Raw genomic sequence first — 18,332 nt, forward strand, 5'->3', positions numbered from 1 at the left:
CCAGCCAATCAACAGCGAACGATTAGTACGACAACGACGAAAGGAAACAGCGACGTGCCAAAAAATTCCATGTTTGAAATCATGTGACGTGGCTGTGCGGCGCTCGATGCCGCTCCTTGAAGGTGTAGCACCCCGGAAAACAACCTAAATATCACGACTGGCAGGAGACAAACGAATGAAGAGGCTTCTTGTACCCGCAATTTGCGGCTGCATAGGTGTAGCAGCACATGCACAGAGTTCTGTCACGCTCTATGGGCTGATCGACAATGGCGTGTCGTACGTCAGCAATCAGCGCACGGCAAGCGGTGCGGGTCACAGCAATGTCTTTGCTTCGTCGGGAAACATCGTTGGCAACCGGTGGGGGGTGACGGGTAGCGAGGATCTGGGCGGTGGCCTGCAAGCGATCTTCAAACTCGAAAACGGCTTTACGGGAACCAACGGAGGTCTTCAGCAGGGGGGGCGCCTGTTCGGCAGGCAAGCGTGGGTTGGCATGTCGAGTACCTACGGCGCGGTCACGCTTGGCCGTCAATATGACTCGGTCGTGGACTATCTTGCTCCGAGAAGTCTCGCGCAGAGCTTCGTTGGCGGTCTCGAATTCATGCATCCGATGGACAACGATAACTTCGGCGACTTCTTCAGACTCGACAATGCCGTCAAATACGCGAGCCCCGATATCAACGGGTTGAAGTTCGGCGGGTTGTACGCGTTCTCGAACAAGGCGGGCGATTTTGCGGACAATCGCGCGTTCAGTGCGGGCGCGACGTACAACCACGGTCCTTTCACGTTGAGCGCAGCGTATATGCGCATCGACAACCCAGGAGATGGCGCAGCCGGAGCACTCGACGGTTCATCGACTTCGGGCGATGCGACGTTTCACGCGGCGCGCCAGCAGGTGTGGGGTGTCGGCGGCGCGTATGTGATCGGTCCGGCGACGTTGGGGCTGGTGTGGAGTCACTCGCGCTATGACGATACGACGGCCGTGTATCGCGGCAGCACGCTTGCGCCGGCGCCCACGGGATCGCCCACCGACCTGAGCTTCGACAACTACGAAGCGAACATTCGCTATCTGATTACCCCGGCCTGGGTGGTGGCGGCATCGTACACATTTACGGATGGATCGTATTCGAATGCGTCCGTGCACGCGAAGCCGCGCTGGAACCAGTTCAACCTGATGACATCCTACTCACTGTCCAAACGTACCGATGTCTATCTGATGGCTGAATATCAGCATGTAACAGGGGCGGCGGGAACGATCTTCAGTGGCGCGTTCATTGGTGGCAGCGGCGGCCCTTCGTCGACCAGCAAACAGTTCCTCACAAGCGCGGGGTTGCGCGTGAAGTTCTGATTGCTGCGCTGCGGGCGGGTGGCTTCCCCGAATGGGCTACCCGTCGCGGACACCCCCCCAGCAGAACCACCTGACGCAAGCACGGTCACTCAAGCCCCATTGGTTTCCGGTACTGCTGCGCCTGAGTGGTGATCCAGTCGCGAAACACCTTCAACGCCGCGTTGTCGGCCTTGCGCTCGGGATAGATGAGGTAGTAGGCCTGATTGCTCAGATGCTCGTGGGCCGCCGCCTGGATCAACACGCCGCGCTGCAGTTCGTCTTCGATAAGCAGGCGAGGGATGAGGGCGATCCCAATACCGTGAATCGCTGCTTCGGCGAGCATCGAAAACAGTTCGAACCTCGGACCCGACATATCTCCTTCGACCTGCATGTTGTGCGACGCAAACCAGTCACGCCATGCATAGGGACGCGTGCTCTGTTGCAGGAGCGGATATCGCCGCCAGTCCGCCGTTGCGAGCCTGGTGCGTGGTGCAAGCAGTTTCGGGCTGCATACGGCGATCAGCCTTTCGCGCATCAGGAAGGTGCCTTCCGTTCCTGGCCATATCGCTGCTCCAGCGTGAATCGCCGCGTCGAATTCTGTGTCGTCGAACAGGAACGGGCGCGTGCGGACCGTGAGATTGACGGTAATGTCCGGATACTCGCCGATGAAGTCGGGTATTCGGGGTAACAGCCACTTTGTCGCGAACGTCGGGACAACCGCCAGTTCGAGCGATCCGCCGTGGCCGCCCTTGGCCATGAGCTCCAGTGTGTCCCTCTCCACGTCATCCAGGCGTGATGCAACCTTGCGGCTATAGATCACTCCCGCCTCGGTGAGGCTGACTCCGCGCCGGTCGCGTCGAAACAGTTTCACACCCAGGAATTCCTCCAGTGAGCCGATCTGACGGCATATCGCGCTTTGTGTCACGGCCAGTTCGTCTGCTGCCTTGGTGAAACTCTGATGGCGAGCGGCCGTCTCGAACGCAGATAGCGCTGCCGTCGAAGGAATTTTTCTGCGCATGCTTGTGACTCGGATCGTCGTGGATTGACGTGTGCGATTTTCGCACAGGTCCGTGCGAACAAATCGTTTGAGACCCTGGAAAAGTGGCTGTAAATTCGCTTCATGCCAATCTTATTTTGAGTATGAAATGAGCGTACAGCACAAATCGCCGTCGTTTAAGTGGGACGATCCACTGCTGCTGGATCAGCAGCTGACGGAGGAAGAGCGCCTTGTGCGCGAATCGGCCCATGCGTATTGTCAGGAACGTCTCGCACCGCGTGTGCTCGATGCCTTTCGTCGTGAACATACGGACGCCGACATCTTCCGCGAGATGGGCGAGCTTGGACTGCTGGGCGCGACGATTCCCGAAACCTACGGTGGCGCTGGTCTCAACTATGTTTGCTATGGGCTGGTCGCGCGCGAAGTGGAGCGGGTCGATTCCGGCTACCGTTCGATGATGAGCGTGCAGTCGTCGCTCGTCATGGTGCCCATCAACGCGTTCGGCAGTGAAGCCACCCGGCAGAAGTATCTACCCAGGCTGGCGAGAGGCGAATGGATCGGATGCTTCGGCTTGACCGAGCCGAACCACGGTTCCGACCCAGGCAGCATGATCACACGTGCAAAGAAGGTCGACGGTGGTTATCTGCTGACGGGCAGCAAGATGTGGATCACGAACAGTCCCATCGCCGATGTGTTCGTCGTCTGGGCCAAGGACGACGAAGGCGCGATCCGGGGATTCGTGCTCGAGAAGGGCTGGAAGGGACTTTCGGCACCTGCGATCCATGGCAAGGTCGGCTTGCGTGCGTCGATTACCGGTGAAATTGTGATGGATGATGTGTTCTGCCCGGAAGAGAACGCGTTTCCGGACATCCGTGGTTTGAAGGGCCCATTCACCTGCCTGAACAGTGCGCGATATGGGATCGCCTGGGGCGCGTTGGGCGCGGCTGAAGACTGCTGGCATCGCGCGCGGCAGTACGTTCTCGATCGCAAGCAGTTCGGCAAGCCGCTCGCGGCGAACCAGTTGATCCAGAAGAAGCTGGCCGACATGCAGACTGAAATCACGCTTGGTCTACAGGGGTGTTTGCGCCTTGGTCGCATGAAGGATGAGGGCACGGCCGCCGTCGAGATCACGTCGATCATGAAACGCAACTCATGTGGCAAAGCGCTCGATATCGCCCGTGTTGCGCGCGACATGCTGGGCGGCAACGGGATCAGTGACGAATTTGGTGTTGCACGGCATCTGGTGAACCTGGAGGTGGTCAACACGTACGAGGGTACGCACGACGTCCACGCGCTCATTCTCGGCCGCGCCATTACCGGCATTGCAGCGTTCTGATCCGCCATGAACGGGATACCGAATCAGGGGGCGCTCGACGGGCTGCGCGTACTCGATCTTTCTCGCGTGCTGGCCGGTCCATGGGCAAGCCAGTTGCTGGCCGATCTCGGCGCTGATGTGGTCAAGGTCGAACGACCGGGCGCGGGTGACGATACGCGTGCCTGGGGGCCGCCCTGGCTGAGCGATGAGGACGGCGAGTCGACTGGCGAGTCTGCTTACTATCTCTGCGCCAATCGCAACAAGCGGTCGGTGACGATCGACCTGAGTGAACCGGATGGACAACTGCTCGTGAAGAAACTTGCCAGCAAGGCAGACGTCGTGATCGAGAACTTCAAGGTCGGCGGACTCAGCCAGTATGGTCTGGATTACGCGAGCCTCAAGGAACTGAATCCGCGCCTTGTCTACTGCTCGATAACGGGATTTGGCCAGACGGGACCCTATGCCGCACGTGCCGGTTACGACTTCCTGATCCAGGGCATGGGCGGGCTGATGAGTCTCACAGGTCGTGCGGATGGCGCGGAAGGGGAAGGTCCGTTGAAGGTGGGCGTCGCGCTGACGGACATCACGACGGGACTGTATGCAACGGTGGCAATCCTTGCTGCGCTTGCGCGTCGCGAACGGTCTGGCACGGGGCAGCACATTGATCTCGCCTTGCTCGACGTGCAGATTGCGTGCCTTGCCAACCAGGCGACGAATTACATCGTGGGCGGCGTGGTGCCTCGCCGCATCGGGAACGCGCACCCGAACATCGTGCCGTACCAGGATTTTCCGACGGCCGATGGTCACATGATCATCGCGGTTGGCAACGACAGTCAGTTCGCCAGTCTCTGCGCGGCGCTGGGCAAACCGGAATGGAGCAAGGACGAACGCTTCGCCAGCAATCCGCAGCGCGTGAAGCACAGGAACGAGCTGATTTCGATGATGTGCGGGATCACGGTATCCCGTGCGACGGGGGATTGGATCGCCGCGATGGAAGCCGCAGGCGTGCCGTGTGGTCCAATCAACAACCTCGACCAGGTGTTCGAAGATCCGCAGGTGCAGTCGCGCAACGTGCGCATCGAGATGTCGCACCCGTTGGCGAAACACGTGGCGTTGGTTGCAAATCCGATCCGTATGTCGGAGTCGCCGGTGCAATACCGACAGTCCCCGCCGACGTTGGGGCAGCACACGGGTGAGGTCCTTCGAGACTGGCTCGACATGGCAGAAGCCGATATCGATGAACTGCGCCGCACGAAGCTACTGTAGATACCCGCGCATCAGAGAACTAACCGATGCCGAACGCGCTGTGAGCGGGAGCGGCGCGGTCAGACTGGAACCTTGATAAATGAATCCCCCCGAATCTGGCGGCTCGCGCGAGTCGATGGAATATGACGTGGTGATCGTCGGCGGCGGCCCGGCGGGGCTTGCTGCTGCGATCAGGCTCAAGCAGCGCGCCGCGGAGAAAGGCGTTGAGATCGGCGTCTGCGTGCTCGAAAAGGGTTCGGAGATCGGCGCGCACATTCTGTCGGGCGCAGTGATGGACCCGCGTGCGCTCTGTGAGCTGATCCCCGATTGGAAAGACAAGGGCGCGCCTTTGAACGTTGAAGTGACTGAGGACCGCTTCTTGTTTCTCTCGCAAACGGGCGCGAAGTCGGTACCGAACTGGGCGCTACCGGACAATTTCAAGAATCACGGCAACTATGTGATCAGTCTCGCCAACGTCACGCGCTGGCTGGGCCAGCAGGCCGAAGCGGCAGGCGTCGAGATTTTTCCGGGTTTTGCTGCCGCTGAAGTGCTGTACGACGAGGATGGCTCGGTCAAAGGCGTCGCGACGGGCAATCTCGGCATCGGCAAGGACGGCGAGCCGACCGAAAACTTCCAGCTCGGCATGGAACTGCACGCGAAGTACACGCTGTTCTGCGAAGGCGCGCGCGGCCATCTCGGCCGGCAACTGTCGGACAAATTCAAGCTGCGCGACGGCGCCGATCCGCAGGTCTACGGCATCGGCATCAAGGAACTGTGGGAAATTGATCCTGCGAAGCACAAGCCCGGCCTCGTGATCCACACGGCCGGCTGGCCGCTCGATACGCAGACTTACGGTGGCTCGTTCCTCTATCACATCGACAATAACCAGGTGATGGTGGGCTTTGTCGTCGGCTTGGGCTACTCCAATCCGTATCTGTCACCGTTCGAGGAGTTCCAGCGCTACAAGACGCATCCGGAAATCCGCAAGTTCCTCGAAGGCGGCAAGCGTGTGTCATATGGCGCGCGGGCGATCACGGCGGGCGGCCTGATGTCGCTGCCGAAGCTCGCTTTCCCCGGCGGCGCCCTCGTGGGCGACGATGCAGGCTTCCTGAACGCGTCGCGGATCAAGGGTTCGCACGCGGCAATCAAGACAGGCATGCTCGCCGCCGACGCCGCGTTCGATGCCGTACAAGCTGGCCGCCACAACGACGAACTCAGTGCGTATCCCGAGTCGTTCAAGACTTCGTGGCTGCACACCGAACTCTATCGCGCGCGCAACTTCAAGCAGTGGATGAGCAAGGGCCTGTATCTCGGCACGTTGATGGTCGGCATCGAACAGAAGCTGCTGGGCGGCAATGTGCCGTGGACGCTGCACCACCAGCATTGGGATCACGAGATGCTGAAACCGGCATCGCAGTGCACGCCAATCGAGTATCCGAAGCCGGATGGCAAGCTCACGTTCGATCGTCTCTCGTCGGTGTTCATCTCGAACACGAATCACGAAGAGAATCAGCCCCCACATCTGACACTGAAGGACGCGAGCATACCCGTTACCGTGAATCTGCAAACTTACGCGGGCCCGGAAGCGCGCTTCTGCCCGGCTGGCGTCTATGAATTCATCAAAACCGGAGAAGACGAGGATCGCCTGCAGATCAACGCGCAAAACTGCGTCCACTGCAAGACCTGCGACATCAAGGACCCGACGCAGAACATCGTGTGGGTGACGCCCGAAGGCGGCGGTCCGAACTATCCGAACATGTGATTGAAGGGGAGATATGCAAACGATCGGAATTGTAGGTGCCGGACAGATGGGAAGTGGCATCGCGTTGGTTTGTGCAACAGCCGGCCTCAACGTGATCCTCAACGATCTCGACGAGCGCGCGGTGGAACGCGGCATCGAAGGCATTTCGGCCAATCTTGGGCGGATGGTGTCGAAGGGAAAAGCGACTTCGGACGAAGCGACGGGAGCGTTGGAGCGGATCAAGGGAAGCGCAGTGCTGACTGAACTCGTCGAATGCGATCTTGCGATCGAAGCCGCGACCGAGAACGTTCAGGTCAAGGAGGAGCTTCTGAGGAAGCTGGATGCCATCGTCCAGCCAGGCGCGATCATCGCGACCAACACTTCGTCGGTCTCCGTCACGAGACTCGGTGCGACGCTCGCTGACCCGCGTCGCTTCATCGGGATGCACTTCTTTAATCCCGTTCCCGTCATGGCACTGGTCGAAGTCATCCGCGGCCTGCAAACCAGCGATGCCACGTTCGATGCGACTATTGCCCTTGCGAAGCGCATCGGGAAGAGCACGATCTGCGTGAAGAATTCACCGGGCTTCGTCGTCAATCGCATCCTGATACCGATGATCAATGAGGCAGTGTTCGTCCTGCAGGAAGGTCTTGCTGGCGCCGCAGAGATTGATGAGGGCATGAAGCTCGGCGCAAATCATCCGATCGGACCGCTGGCGCTGGCGGACCTTATCGGGCTCGATACGACGCTCGCGATCATGAACGTGCTGTACCGGGATTTCAACGAGCCGAAGTATCGCCCGGCGCCGTTGCTCAAGGAAATGGTGGACGCGGGTTACCTCGGGCGAAAGAGCGGGCAGGGTTTTCATACCTACTAACCACTGCTCGATGCGAACTCGGGTCCAATAAACGTGGAGTGTCCGGCGGCGGGCTCCCGTCGATACATCGAATTACGTCGAGCAGATCTCGGCGGAGACGATCGTTTAATGTTGAGGATGAGATATCTTGAAGATCATCGTTCCTGTCAAGAGAGTAGTTGACTACAACGTGAAGGTCCGCGTGAAGTCGGACAACACGGGCGTCGACATTGCGAATGTGAAGATGTCGATGAATCCGTTCGACGAGATCGCTGTCGAAGAAGCCGTGCGTCTGCGCGAAGCGGGCGTGGCGACGGAAGTGATCGCCGTGTCGGCGGGCGTGACGCAATGTCAGGAAACGCTGCGCACGGCGCTGGCGATCGGCGCGGACCGCGCGATCCTGATCGAATCGGGTGAAGACCTGCAACCGCTGGCCGTGGCGAAGCTTTTGAAGGCGCTGGTCGACAAGGAGCAACCGCAGCTGGTGATTCTCGGCAAGCAGGCCATCGACGACGATTCCAACCAGACGGGCCAGATGCTCGCTGCGCTGGCCAATCTGCCGCAAGCGACGTTTGCATCGAAAGTTGTCGTGGCGGATGGCAAGGCGACGGTGTCGCGTGAAGTCGACGGCGGCGCGGAAACGTTGTCGCTGACGTTGCCCGCAGTCATCACGACCGATCTGCGCCTGAACGAGCCGCGCTACGTGACGCTGCCGAACATCATGAAGGCAAAGAAGAAACCGCTGGAAATCGTGAAGCCCGAAGACCTGGGCGTCGATGTCACGCCGCGTCTGAAGACGCTGAAAGTCAGCGAGCCGCCGAAGCGCTCGGCTGGTGTGAAGGTGGCCGATGTGAAGACGCTGGTCGAGAAGCTGAAGACCGAAGCCAAAGTGCTTTGATCTACGGACACGCGGAGACGAATGAAATGACGATTCTGGTAATTGCTGAACACGACAACGCCGCGCTGAAGGCAGCGACGCTCAATACGGTTGCTGCCGCGCAGAAGATCGGTGGCGACGTTCATGTGCTGGTGGCGGGTCACAACGCGCAAGGCGCGGCGGATGCGGCTGCGAAGGTGGCAGGCGTGGCGAAGGTGCTGCTCGCTGACGCGCCGCAACTGGCCGCTGGCCTCGCGGAAAACGTCGAGGCGACGGTGCTGAACATCGCGAAGGATTACTCGCACATCCTCGCGCCAGCTACGGCTTATGGCAAGAACATCGCGCCGCGCATCGCTGCGAAGCTCGACGTCGCGCAGATCAGCGACATCACGGCGGTCGATTCGGCCGACACGTTCGAGCGTCCCATCTACGCGGGCAACGCGATTGCGATCGTGCAGTCTGCTGATCCCATCAAGGTCATCACGGTGCGCGCAACGGGCTTCGACCCGGTGGCAGCAGAAGGCGGCAGCGCCTCGGTCGAGAAGATCGAAGCAGCAGCCGATACGGGCCTCTCGCATTTTGTGAGCCGTGAAGTGACGAAGCTGGATCGTCCGGAGCTGACGTCGGCGCACGTCATCGTGTCGGGCGGTCGTGGTCTGGGTAGCGGCGAGAACTACACGAAAGTGCTGGAGCCTTTGGCCGACAAGCTCGGCGCGGCAATGGGCGCATCGCGCGCAGCTGTCGACGCTGGCTACGTGCCGAACGACTACCAGGTTGGCCAGACGGGCAAGATCGTCGCGCCGCAGCTGTACATCGCCGTTGGCATTTCAGGCGCGATCCAGCATCTGGCCGGTATGAAGGACTCGAAGGTGATCGTCGCGATCAACAAGGACGAGGAAGCGCCGATCTTCAGCGTCGCGGATTACGGTCTGGTCGGCGATCTGTTCACACTAGTGCCCGAACTCGTCGACCAGCTTACTGAGGCTCATCCCTAGATGCATCAGTGAATCTGCCAGCACGACCACCGGGCATGACGGCCCATCAAACCGTGGCTCCACGCATCGAAGCGCGCGTGGATGTCTTCGCCACGGGCCCAGGCTTACGTGTAGTGCCGCGCAAGATGAGTGTCGCGGGCGAGATCGACGTGTACGGCGAAGCGCTGGCCGAATTCTGGCGGATGTGATGGACAAACCAGAGCCCGCAGGCGGTGGCAAGGTCGTGTACAGGCAGCCCCACCGTGGTGAGTCCCGGTCCCCACCACCGGAACCCAAGTTCGTCGCCGAATCCGACGACCGACAGGTCATCGGGAACCCGCACGCCTTGGGCCGTCAGTTCTTCGAGGATGCCTTGGGTCATCTGGACCGAACCGGCGACGATCGCCGTCGGACGCTTGGGCAGCGATAGCAGCCGCCGGGTCGCGCTACGGCCGAAGTCGGCGTCGCTGGGCGCGCCAAGTTGCACGAGGGCGGGCTCCACTGACTCACCACCAGGAAGCGCGTTGTGATAACCCTTCAGGCGTGCCGAACCGGTAGGCAGCTCGTCGGTGCCGCCGATGTAGCCGATCCGGCGATGACCTAGCTGCACGAGATGACTGGTCGCCTCGAAGATCGCCTGCGTATCGTCGATGCCGAACCATTGGTCACCGATCGTAGGATGTCTGCGCAGCAGTTGCACATGGGGTGAAAGCTTGAGCAACCGGACCGTTTCCCGGTGAGGCTTTGCGGTCGGCACGATGATGATCCCCGCGACATTCGCGCTGGCGAGTTCACGAACGCTGTGTAACTCGACCATCCGGTCGTCGTCGGTTTCCGAGAGCGCCAACTGATATCCGGCTGCCTGGAGGCACTTCGACAGCGCATGGGCGATGGTCGCGTAGAAGCCGTTCCTGATATCCGGCAGGACAAAACCGACGAGGTTGCTCGAGACGCCGCGCATCATGCGCGCAGCCAGATTGGCCACGTAGCCCATTTCCTCTGCCACTTCATTCACCTTCTGTTTCGTGGCTGCGCTGATTCGTGGGTCGTCGGCAAGCGCCCGTCCTACCGTCGAGGGCGAAACCTGCAGGCGAGCGGCGATGTCTTTGATCGTGATCATAAGATGTCCATGGAAGGCTTTTTATAACGATAGCACAACGTTTGCGTCCTACCGGCCAAACCCCAACTCGCTTGGCTGGCCGCACACAGCGACGCGGCTTCGAACGGCCTTCTGGGACTCATGGCAATCCTGTCGCGCTGAATCAAAGGCCGAATCAATCGAATGATCAGTCAATTTCCAACGAATATTTCTGTCCTTGAATGCTAACGTGAGCGCGTGTCGAATAGATATATTTATTTGACGATCATAGAAAGCGACACTATTATCGTGCTAACGTTAGCGCATTGAGTGCGTGACGGTACGTGAAAACCGGCAGCGGCCATCGAGATGGCGGTAATGGATTCGCACCGGGTGCCCGTCGAACGCAGGTGATCGATTGGGCTGCTTGTGAAGTGAAGAGGAGATGGACGCGATGTTTGAAGAAGGGTCCTTGCGGTTTCATGTCGAAAAGTGGTTCGGGCGAACCGCAATTTCGTCATTGGAAGTCAGCCGCGTCTGGCCTGAAAGGCTGGGGCGAAGCCGATGTGTCCGGGTCGTGTCGTCGAATTCGCGTAGCACCGTGACGATCTTTTTCTTCCAGCACGGCGACGGTAGATGGAGTGTCTCGCCACCCGATATCAGACGCGCAACGTTGGCGCTTTCAAACCGCTAGCGCCATGTGCGGTAGCCCCTGGCAACGCAGCACCGAACGACGACTAGACAAATGCAATACATGGAGACACCACAATGAATGCACCTCGACATGACGTCCGCCGCGAGCGCAGGACACTCGCGCTTCTCGGCATTGGGTTTGGACTGGTGGGCTTCGATCGATGGCTGCTGGCTCCGCTTTTTCCACACATCATGCGCGACCTCGGGCTGAACTATTCGCAGCTGGGCAGCCTCGTGGGCATACTGGGCGTCGCGTGGGGCCTTTGGTCGATCGCGATGGGGCCGCTTGCCGACCGCATCGGTCGAAAGAAGATCCTGGTGACGACAATGATCGCTTTCTCGCTGCTGTCCAGCCTTTCCGGATTGGCAACGGGCTTTATCAGCCTGCTGCTATTGCGGGCGGCAATGGGCGTTGCCGAAGGCGCATTTACGCCAGCGAGTATCGCAGCGAACAGTGAGGCTTCGCTGCCGGCGCGCCGCGGACTGAATCAGGGGATTCAGATCAGCATGATTCCTTTGATGGGTCTTGGCTTTGCGCCTATCGTCGCCACACAGTTGCTTCAGGTCGTTCCGAACTGGCACTGGGTGTTCACGCTGTCGGCGGTTCCCGGACTGATCGTTGCAGCGTTTATCTGGCGTTACGTGCGTGATCAGGTTACGCCCACGGTACGCATGTCGCACGAACCTGTCGAACGGCCGCGCTGGACTGCGCTCTTTGCCAACCGGAACGTCACCGTCGCGACGATCGCGATTCTGTGCGCGATGAGCGGGATCTTCGTCATAGGTGCGATGGTCCCGACGTACCTGGTTTCTGTCGTCCATCTCGACATGCGAAGCATGGGATTCGTCGCCTCGGCAGTGGGATTTGGCGGATTTATTGGGTGCTTTGCGCTTGCCGGCCTGTCGGACTTCATCGGTCGCCGGCCAACGGCCTTGATCGGATTCGTCTGTGCGGCCGCTCTTTTGTATCTGTTCTCGTACACAGGTCCCAATCCGGTTTTGCTGTTCGTTTTGCTGTTCGGTGTCGCAATGTTCTCGATGGGTCTGTTGAGTCTGCTTAGTGGTCCCGTCGCGACGGAAGCTGCTCCTGTCGGACTCATCGCGTCGACGATCGGATTCGTGTCGGGCGTGGGCGAGACGTTTGGCGGCGGGGTAGCCCCCGTCATCGCAGGGTTCATTGCGCAGCATTTTGGTCTTGCACGTACGCTTGATTTCGCGCTTTACAGCCTGGCCGCAGGTGCAGTGGTCGCGTTTTTCCTCATCGAAACCGCACCGCGCAAGCGCCGTGACGGGAATACACAGACGCAGCCTGCGCCGGACAGTATCGGAGTCGTCATCGCACGTAACGGTGACGCATGATTCGCCCGAGCGAAACGACCACTGCCATGCTTCCCGTCCTTGTCAATGTTTCAATTGCTCAATGCATTCCGCTTCCCGCGTTGTCGATTGGCACGCATGCACTCGCATTAGCCCATTGGGCGCATCTTGGCTTTCGCGGCACGGGCTGCATCGAGACTTTCTTGCGCGAGTGGGAGGTAAACGCACCCTCGCTCAAGCAGATCTGCGCTGACCCCGCGACCACCGACGCGATCGTAAAACTTGGCGTGCCGCTCTCGAACTTTCGAGTGCATTCCCCAGTAGCGCCCAGGCAGGTCTATTGCACGATCGGCAACTACCGCGACCAGCTTCTGCAAGCTGCTCTCGATGCCGACGATGGACCGGACGGTCCGGGCGCTGCCGCACGGCGCGAAGCGGCGCTGAATTCCATTGAAGCGCGGCGTCGCAATGGCGCGCCATACATCTGCATCAAAGGTGCAGCGTGCGTGTCTGGACCTCACGATCCCCTGGCTATCTCACCCAATCTCGAGACGCTCGACTGGGAAGTGGAGATCGGTGTCGTGATCGGTAAAAGCGCAGCGCATGTCCGGGTTGAAGATGCGTTCGATTGCATCGCGGGCTATTGCATCGTCAACGACATCACATTGCGCGATCGCGTATTTCGTCGGGATGCGCCAGCGATGGGCACGGACTGGCTGCAATCGAAATCACGTCCGGGCTGGCTCCCTGCCGGGCCCTGGATGGTTCCCGCATGGAATGTCGGCGATGCGACGCAACTCCGGTTATGGCTTCGCCTGAACGGGTCCTTGATGCAGGACGGCCTTGTCAGCGACATGATCTTCAGCATTGGCGAGCAGATTGCCTGTCTTTCGAACTCGACACGGCTGGAGCCCGGCGACCTGATATGCACTGGCACGCCGGCCGGCATTGGCAGCCACCATGGGCGTTACTTGCGTCCGGGTGATGTAGTCGAGGCGGGTATCGAAGGTCTTGGGTCCCAGCGTGTGATGTGCATCGCGCAGTCAAACGCTTGATCAACGCGTAGCTGGGTAAGACAGGTCTGGTGTCATTCCAGGCCTGGAACTTTGTAGTTTGTTGAAACCTACAACATACATTTCATAGAGGAGATCACCATGTGGAAAGGTTCACGACATTGGGTCGCGGCGTTGCTGATTTCAACCGTGCCGCTCGTCGCAGAAGCACAGGGGGAGATGGCGAGTGCGCCAGCGCAGTCGAAGCCGGATACAGCGACGACGTCGGCGAGCAGAGCCGATAGCAAGGCACAGAAGCAGGCGCTCAAGGAACAACGAAAGGCCGAGAGAAAGCAGGCACGTCAAGTCAGGAATGCCGAACTGAAGAACCTCGAGCGAAACGGTTATGGGCCGCAGGCAGCGCCTGACCAGTATCCCGAGAACCTTCTTAATGCCGAGCGCAAGTCCGCCCCTCAGAAGGCGATCCCCGTGGGGCCGGCATCTTCGAACTGATCATCCCTGGCAGCATCATTTCGTAATAAATCCAGCATGCCTACATCGGCGGACCTTGAGGCAAGCGCTTGTCCGCTCGCCGCCAATAGGCTCCGGTTAGCCCCGGCGAAATAAACCATCAAGGAGTTGAAATGGAACGGAGACAATACACGTCGATCGCGAAGGTTCTCCACTGGACGATGGCCGTAGTGATCATCTGTGCATGGATTGCGGGGTATTACTCCAGCACCCTGAGCTTGCCGCAGAAAATCCAGGCCGACAGCATCATGCTGCACAAGTCGATCGCGACGATCACACTGTTTCTGCTGGTAGCGCGGATACCCTGGCGGCTCATTCACGGCGCGCCGGAGGCGTCGTGCGGCGTTCCCTCGCTAGAGCGCGCAGCAGCGCGTTTTGGACACCTGCTCCTGTATATATGCATGCTTGTGCTGCCAGTTTCGGGGTGGCTCTGGAGTTCGGCGGCCGGATTCAAGATTCCGGTTGCCGGTCTTTTCTTCTTGCCGCCATTGATGGACAAGACCCCTGCGCTTGCACCTATCTTCAAACAGATGCACATCTACGTGGCATACGCGATTGCCGTCCTGGTCTGCGGGCATGTATTTATGGCGTTGAAGCACTACTTCGTCGACCGCAGCGATTCCCTCGAATCGATGCTGCCGTCCTGGTGCATTCGTCGGAGAGAGAGCAGTGAGCAGAAACATCAATCGTCGACAGGCTAGATTACGGTTGCAGCAAGGTTTGTATGAGAAGCAGGTGAGCAGAAGCGGAGTAGAGAAGGCGATAACCTTTCCGGTTCGGCAAGTGATTCATGCGTGGCGTAGCCGATATAACAAAGCGAGCCTGTAGCCAGACTGACTTCCGTCCCATTCGCGCGCGAGAGCGCGAATTTTTTGCCCGGCGATCGTCGGGTTCTTTTTTCGCGAACAATGCATCCACTTTGCCCTTGGTTCCGGATACATGACCGCAGGGCGGGGCGCCGACCGCGTGCGCCTCGGCGAATGGCCTCCAGTCAATCTCTGGTCGATTGCCGCTTCTTCCTCACCTGTCTTGGATTGGTTTCATATCGCGCACTTAGCGATTTTGCCAGGTCGGGAAGGAACCCGTCCTGACGTTCAGCAAAGCCGACGGAGCCTGAGATCGACGTGATCTTTGCAGCGCTCCACCGCTGCCGGGTTTGTCGCCTCCCAGATACGCATCCCGCAGGCTGTCGAGCCCGAGTAGCGTCTGAGCATCGCCTTTTGCGACGACCCGGCCACTTTCTAGCACGTACCCGAATTGCGCATGGCGCAACGCAATCGTGGCGTTCTGTTCCGCCAGCAGAAAGCTCACACCATCGACCCGATTCAGCGACGCCACCGTCTCGAAGATTTCTTCGACGACCTGCGGAGCAAGTCCCATTGAAGGCTCGTCGAGCAGGATCAGGGCGGGCCGCGCCATCAAGGCGCGGCCGATCGCGATCATCTGCTGTTCGCCTCCTGACGTATAACCCGCAAGTGCCTTTCGGCGCTCCCTGAGTCGCGGAAAGATCCCGTAAATGCGCTCGAGTTCCGCCTCGAGGTCAGCCCTTGCGGGCTGCCGTACAAAGGCCCCCAGCCGCAGATTCTCTTCGACCGACAAATGCGCAAAGCAACGCCGTCCCTCCAGCACCTGGACGAGCCCGCGCCCGGCGAGCGTCCACGGGTCCGCTTCGGTAATCAGTTCGCCGCGATACGCAATGCGACCCGACGTGAGTTCACCGCGTTCGGCGCGCAGCAGGCTCGAGACAGCCTTGAGCGTGGTCGTCTTGCCGGCCCCGTTGCCGCCCAGCAAGGCGACGACTGCGCCGGACGGCACGGTCAGTGAAACGCCGCGCAGTGCCGGTATGAGCTGGCTATACGTCACGGCAATGTCGTCAACCTGCAGGATCGGCGCGGTGCTCATGGTCAGATATCCTTGCTGCAATCGCGCGGCGTAATGCCTTTCTCCTTGGCGTACGCATTCGCTGACTTCTCGATGATCGGACGTAGCAATGCACGATCCGCCTGCACCCAGCCGCTGATGACCTTCCATTGCTGACCATCCCACTGCTGGAAGCGCACGGCGCCGCCGCCTTCGTGATCTGAGCAGGACAACTTCAACGGCTGAACCAGCCCATATGCGCCCAATTGCTTCAGACGCGCGTCGTCGAGATTGAGATGCTCGAAGCCCCAGCGAACCTGTTCGCCCGTCAATGGCTTGTTGCCGAATTTGGCCTGCGCTACGCGCAATGCCTCGACATTCAGAATGCCGTTGACCACGCCGAGGTTGTAGTAAACCGTGCCGAAACGCGCAGGGTCTTTCAGGTTACCGTTGCCAGGTTTGATCACATACTGGTTGATCGCCTGAATGACGGGGAAGTCGGTACCTGAAGGATGCGTGGTGATCGAAATGAAACCCTTCGCGGCGTCGCCCGCCGGGCGCGCGTCTTCTTCCGAATTACTCCAGATGTTGCCGATGATGTGATTCGCGGGAAAGCCGACTTTCTGCGCGGATTTCAATGCGACTGGATTCATGACACCCCAGCCACGCAGGATCACCCAGTCGGGGTTGATCCGGTGGATGGTGAGCCACTGCGAACCTTGCTCATTGCCCGGATGCGGCACTTCGATCTGTGTGAGTTCGAAGCCGTACTTTTTGGAGAGGGCGTCCAGCACAGGGATGGTCTCGCGACCGTAAGGCGAGCCGTGGTAAAGCACCACGATCTTCTTGCCCTTGAGCTGATTCAGGCCGCCTGATTGCTGGCCGATGTAGTTGACGATCGCGGAGACCTCACTATACGGGTTGAGTTGCAGCGGAAAAACATACGGGAACACCGCGCCATCGGTCGAATCCGTGCGGCCGTGGTTGATCGTGATGAGTGGAATCTTGTCGACGGTCGAACGGTCGAGTGTTGCATAGGCGATGCCGACCGAAAGCGGGTTGGTCGCCGCCGCGGGAGCGCCGTTCAGGCCGCTCTTGAGCCTTTCGTAGCATTCCACGCCTTTTTCCACGACATATTCCGTTTCGCATTCGCTCCACGTCAGCTTGACGCCATTGACTCCGCCATCACGCTTGTTGATGAGGTTCATGTAGTCAATGAAGCCGCCGAAGAAGCCGCTGCCGCCCGCCGCATAGGGGCCGACGCGATAGCTTTGCAGCGGGAAATATTCTTCGCCTGCGGCTCGCACATTGGGCGCGAACGCAGCGGTGAGGGCGAGCATCAGGCCGGCGGCGGTCGCCACGCGCGAGACCGCTCCGCGCTTTTTGAAGGAGTCGATGAGATTCATACTGGTCGGACCTTGAATGGATAGGCAGTGGTTTGAAAAACGATGAGAGAACGCGGCGTCATGCCCGCAGCGGCCAGTCGCGCAGACGATTCCGTGCGGTCCGAACCAGTCTTGCGAGCCCGTCCGGCTCCTTGATGAGGAAAACGATGATCAGCGTGCCGAAGACGATCTTCTGCAGGTTTTGCAACTGGCCGGCTTCGATGCCGACGGTAGCGAGCGCACCGGCCGCGTTCGAAAGAAAGATGGGTAGCAGGACGATGAACGCCGCCCCAAGAAAATTCCCACCGATGCTGCCCATGCCGCCAATGATGATGATGAACAGCACCTGGAACGACAGATTGAGATCGAAGCCGTGCGGCTCGACTGTGCCCAGATACGCAAACGCCCACAGCGCGCCCGCAATGCCGATGACGAACGAGCTAAGCGCGAAGGCGAGCAGCTTGGTGCGGCCGATCGGAATGCCGATCACGCGTGCGGCCGTGTCCATGTCGCGCACGGCCATCCAGCGTCGGCCGAGTTCGCTGCGCACGAGGCTGGCTGCGAGAGCGAACAGCACCGTGGCGACCCCGAGCACGAGCAGGTAGCGCGCGGCGGGCGTGTCGATTTTCCAGCCGAGCGTCGTGAGTCGCGGCGCGCTTAGCACGCCCGACGTATCGTCGTTGGAAAACCAGCTCACCCGCGTGAAGATCCATTCCACGAAGAACTGCGCGGCCAGGGTCGAGACGATCAGATAGAAGCCTTTGATGCGCAAACTCGGCAGGCCAAACAGCACGCCGGCAACCGCGGTGATCAGTCCGCCGAGAAACAAGTCGACGGCCAGCGGCAACGCCGGCACGCGCACGACCAGGTTGTAGGTGGCATAGGCGCCAATCGACATGAACGCGGCGGACCCGAGCGACAGTTGTCCCGCGTAACCGGTCACGAGATTCAATCCGAGTCCCGCCAACGAGAGCACGAGGAACGGAATCAGAATCGCGTTGAGCCAATAGTCGTTGCCGAATAGCGGCACGACGACCCATGCGATTAGCGCAGCGATTACAGCGAGTCCGGGCTTGAGCAGCGGCAAGCGCTGCGAGTACCGTTTGAACTTGCGCGGCGAGGCCAGCGCGGCGTTGGACGATGACAT

The 18,332-nt window shown here is 59.9% G+C and carries 16 protein-coding genes; 11 read left to right on the forward strand and 5 right to left on the reverse strand.

Features of this window, described 5'->3' with window-relative positions; translation table 11 throughout:
* Window positions 1-175: 175 nt before the first annotated feature.
* The gene (locus BLT65_RS28995; protein WP_091784073.1) at window positions 176-1,345 is read left to right on the forward strand and encodes a porin; all 1,170 of its coding nucleotides are present in this window, start codon (window positions 176-178) and stop codon (window positions 1,343-1,345) included.
* Between the two features lie 85 nt (window positions 1,346-1,430).
* On the opposite strand, the gene BLT65_RS29000 is transcribed toward BLT65_RS28995, so the two are convergent.
* Entirely contained in the window at window positions 1,431-2,342 is a 912-nt protein-coding gene (locus tag BLT65_RS29000) for a LysR family transcriptional regulator (RefSeq protein ID WP_091784076.1), read from the reverse strand.
* 127 nt (window positions 2,343-2,469) lie between these two features.
* On the opposite strand from BLT65_RS29000, the gene BLT65_RS29005 reads away from it, so the two are divergent.
* The 6 genes from BLT65_RS29005 (at window position 2,470) to BLT65_RS29030 (ending at window position 9,350) form a co-directional block, all read left to right on the forward strand.
* Entirely contained in the window at window positions 2,470-3,657 is a 1,188-nt protein-coding gene (locus BLT65_RS29005; RefSeq protein WP_091784079.1) for an acyl-CoA dehydrogenase, read from the forward strand.
* A gap of 6 nt (window positions 3,658-3,663) precedes the next feature.
* Window positions 3,664-4,902 (forward strand): CaiB/BaiF CoA transferase family protein, encoded by a 1,239-nt coding sequence (locus BLT65_RS29010; RefSeq protein ID WP_091784083.1) that lies wholly within the window; start codon window positions 3,664-3,666, stop codon window positions 4,900-4,902.
* A 79-nt stretch (window positions 4,903-4,981) separates the two neighbouring features.
* Window positions 4,982-6,643 carry an electron transfer flavoprotein-ubiquinone oxidoreductase gene (locus tag BLT65_RS29015; RefSeq protein ID WP_208545816.1) on the forward strand — a complete coding sequence of 554 codons (1,662 nt, stop codon included), beginning with the start codon at window positions 4,982-4,984 and terminating at the stop codon, window positions 6,641-6,643.
* A gap of 13 nt (window positions 6,644-6,656) precedes the next feature.
* Entirely contained in the window at window positions 6,657-7,499 is an 843-nt protein-coding gene (locus BLT65_RS29020) for a 3-hydroxybutyryl-CoA dehydrogenase (protein ID WP_091784085.1), read from the forward strand.
* 127 nt (window positions 7,500-7,626) lie between these two features.
* Window positions 7,627-8,376, forward strand: a complete 750-nt coding sequence (locus tag BLT65_RS29025) for an electron transfer flavoprotein subunit beta/FixA family protein (protein WP_079499643.1) — start codon at window positions 7,627-7,629, stop codon at window positions 8,374-8,376.
* A 26-nt stretch (window positions 8,377-8,402) separates the two neighbouring features.
* On the forward strand, window positions 8,403-9,350 hold the full coding sequence (locus BLT65_RS29030) for an electron transfer flavoprotein subunit alpha/FixB family protein (protein ID WP_091784182.1): 948 nt from the start codon (window positions 8,403-8,405) through the stop codon (window positions 9,348-9,350).
* Window positions 9,351-9,396: 46 nt separating this feature from the next.
* On the opposite strand, the gene BLT65_RS29035 is transcribed toward BLT65_RS29030, so the two are convergent.
* Entirely contained in the window at window positions 9,397-10,449 is a 1,053-nt protein-coding gene (locus tag BLT65_RS29035; RefSeq protein WP_091784088.1) for a LacI family DNA-binding transcriptional regulator, read from the reverse strand.
* A 726-nt stretch (window positions 10,450-11,175) separates the two neighbouring features.
* Here BLT65_RS29035 and BLT65_RS29045 point away from each other — a divergent pair.
* The 4 genes from BLT65_RS29045 (at window position 11,176) to BLT65_RS29060 (ending at window position 14,641) form a co-directional block, all read left to right on the forward strand.
* Window positions 11,176-12,459, forward strand: a complete 1,284-nt coding sequence (locus BLT65_RS29045; RefSeq protein WP_091784094.1) for an MFS transporter — start codon at window positions 11,176-11,178, stop codon at window positions 12,457-12,459.
* 26 nt (window positions 12,460-12,485) lie between these two features.
* A complete protein-coding gene (locus tag BLT65_RS29050; RefSeq protein ID WP_244186686.1) occupies window positions 12,486-13,472 on the forward strand; it encodes a fumarylacetoacetate hydrolase family protein in 987 nt (328 codons plus the stop codon).
* Between the two features lie 99 nt (window positions 13,473-13,571).
* Window positions 13,572-13,922: a hypothetical protein gene (locus BLT65_RS29055; protein WP_091784100.1), complete on the forward strand. Its 351-nt coding sequence runs from the start codon at window positions 13,572-13,574 to the stop codon at window positions 13,920-13,922.
* A gap of 131 nt (window positions 13,923-14,053) precedes the next feature.
* Window positions 14,054-14,641 (forward strand): cytochrome b, encoded by a 588-nt coding sequence (locus tag BLT65_RS29060; protein WP_091784104.1) that lies wholly within the window; start codon window positions 14,054-14,056, stop codon window positions 14,639-14,641.
* Between the two features lie 352 nt (window positions 14,642-14,993).
* Here BLT65_RS29060 and BLT65_RS29065 read toward each other — a convergent pair whose 3' ends face one another.
* The 3 genes from BLT65_RS29065 to BLT65_RS29075 form a co-directional block, all read right to left on the reverse strand.
* Complete coding sequence (locus tag BLT65_RS29065) at window positions 14,994-15,842, reverse strand: ABC transporter ATP-binding protein (RefSeq protein ID WP_091784107.1); 849 nt, start codon at window positions 15,840-15,842, stop codon at window positions 14,994-14,996.
* Between the two features lie 2 nt (window positions 15,843-15,844).
* Window positions 15,845-17,140 (reverse strand): ABC transporter substrate-binding protein, encoded by a 1,296-nt coding sequence (locus tag BLT65_RS29070; RefSeq protein WP_229517898.1) that lies wholly within the window; start codon window positions 17,138-17,140, stop codon window positions 15,845-15,847.
* A 124-nt stretch (window positions 17,141-17,264) separates the two neighbouring features.
* Window positions 17,265-18,332, reverse strand: a complete 1,068-nt coding sequence (locus tag BLT65_RS29075) for a branched-chain amino acid ABC transporter permease (RefSeq protein ID WP_091784113.1) — start codon at window positions 18,330-18,332, stop codon at window positions 17,265-17,267.

The sequence above is a fragment of the Paraburkholderia steynii genome (assembly GCF_900100565.1).
Classification (GTDB): Bacteria; Pseudomonadota; Gammaproteobacteria; order Burkholderiales; family Burkholderiaceae; genus Paraburkholderia; species Paraburkholderia terrae.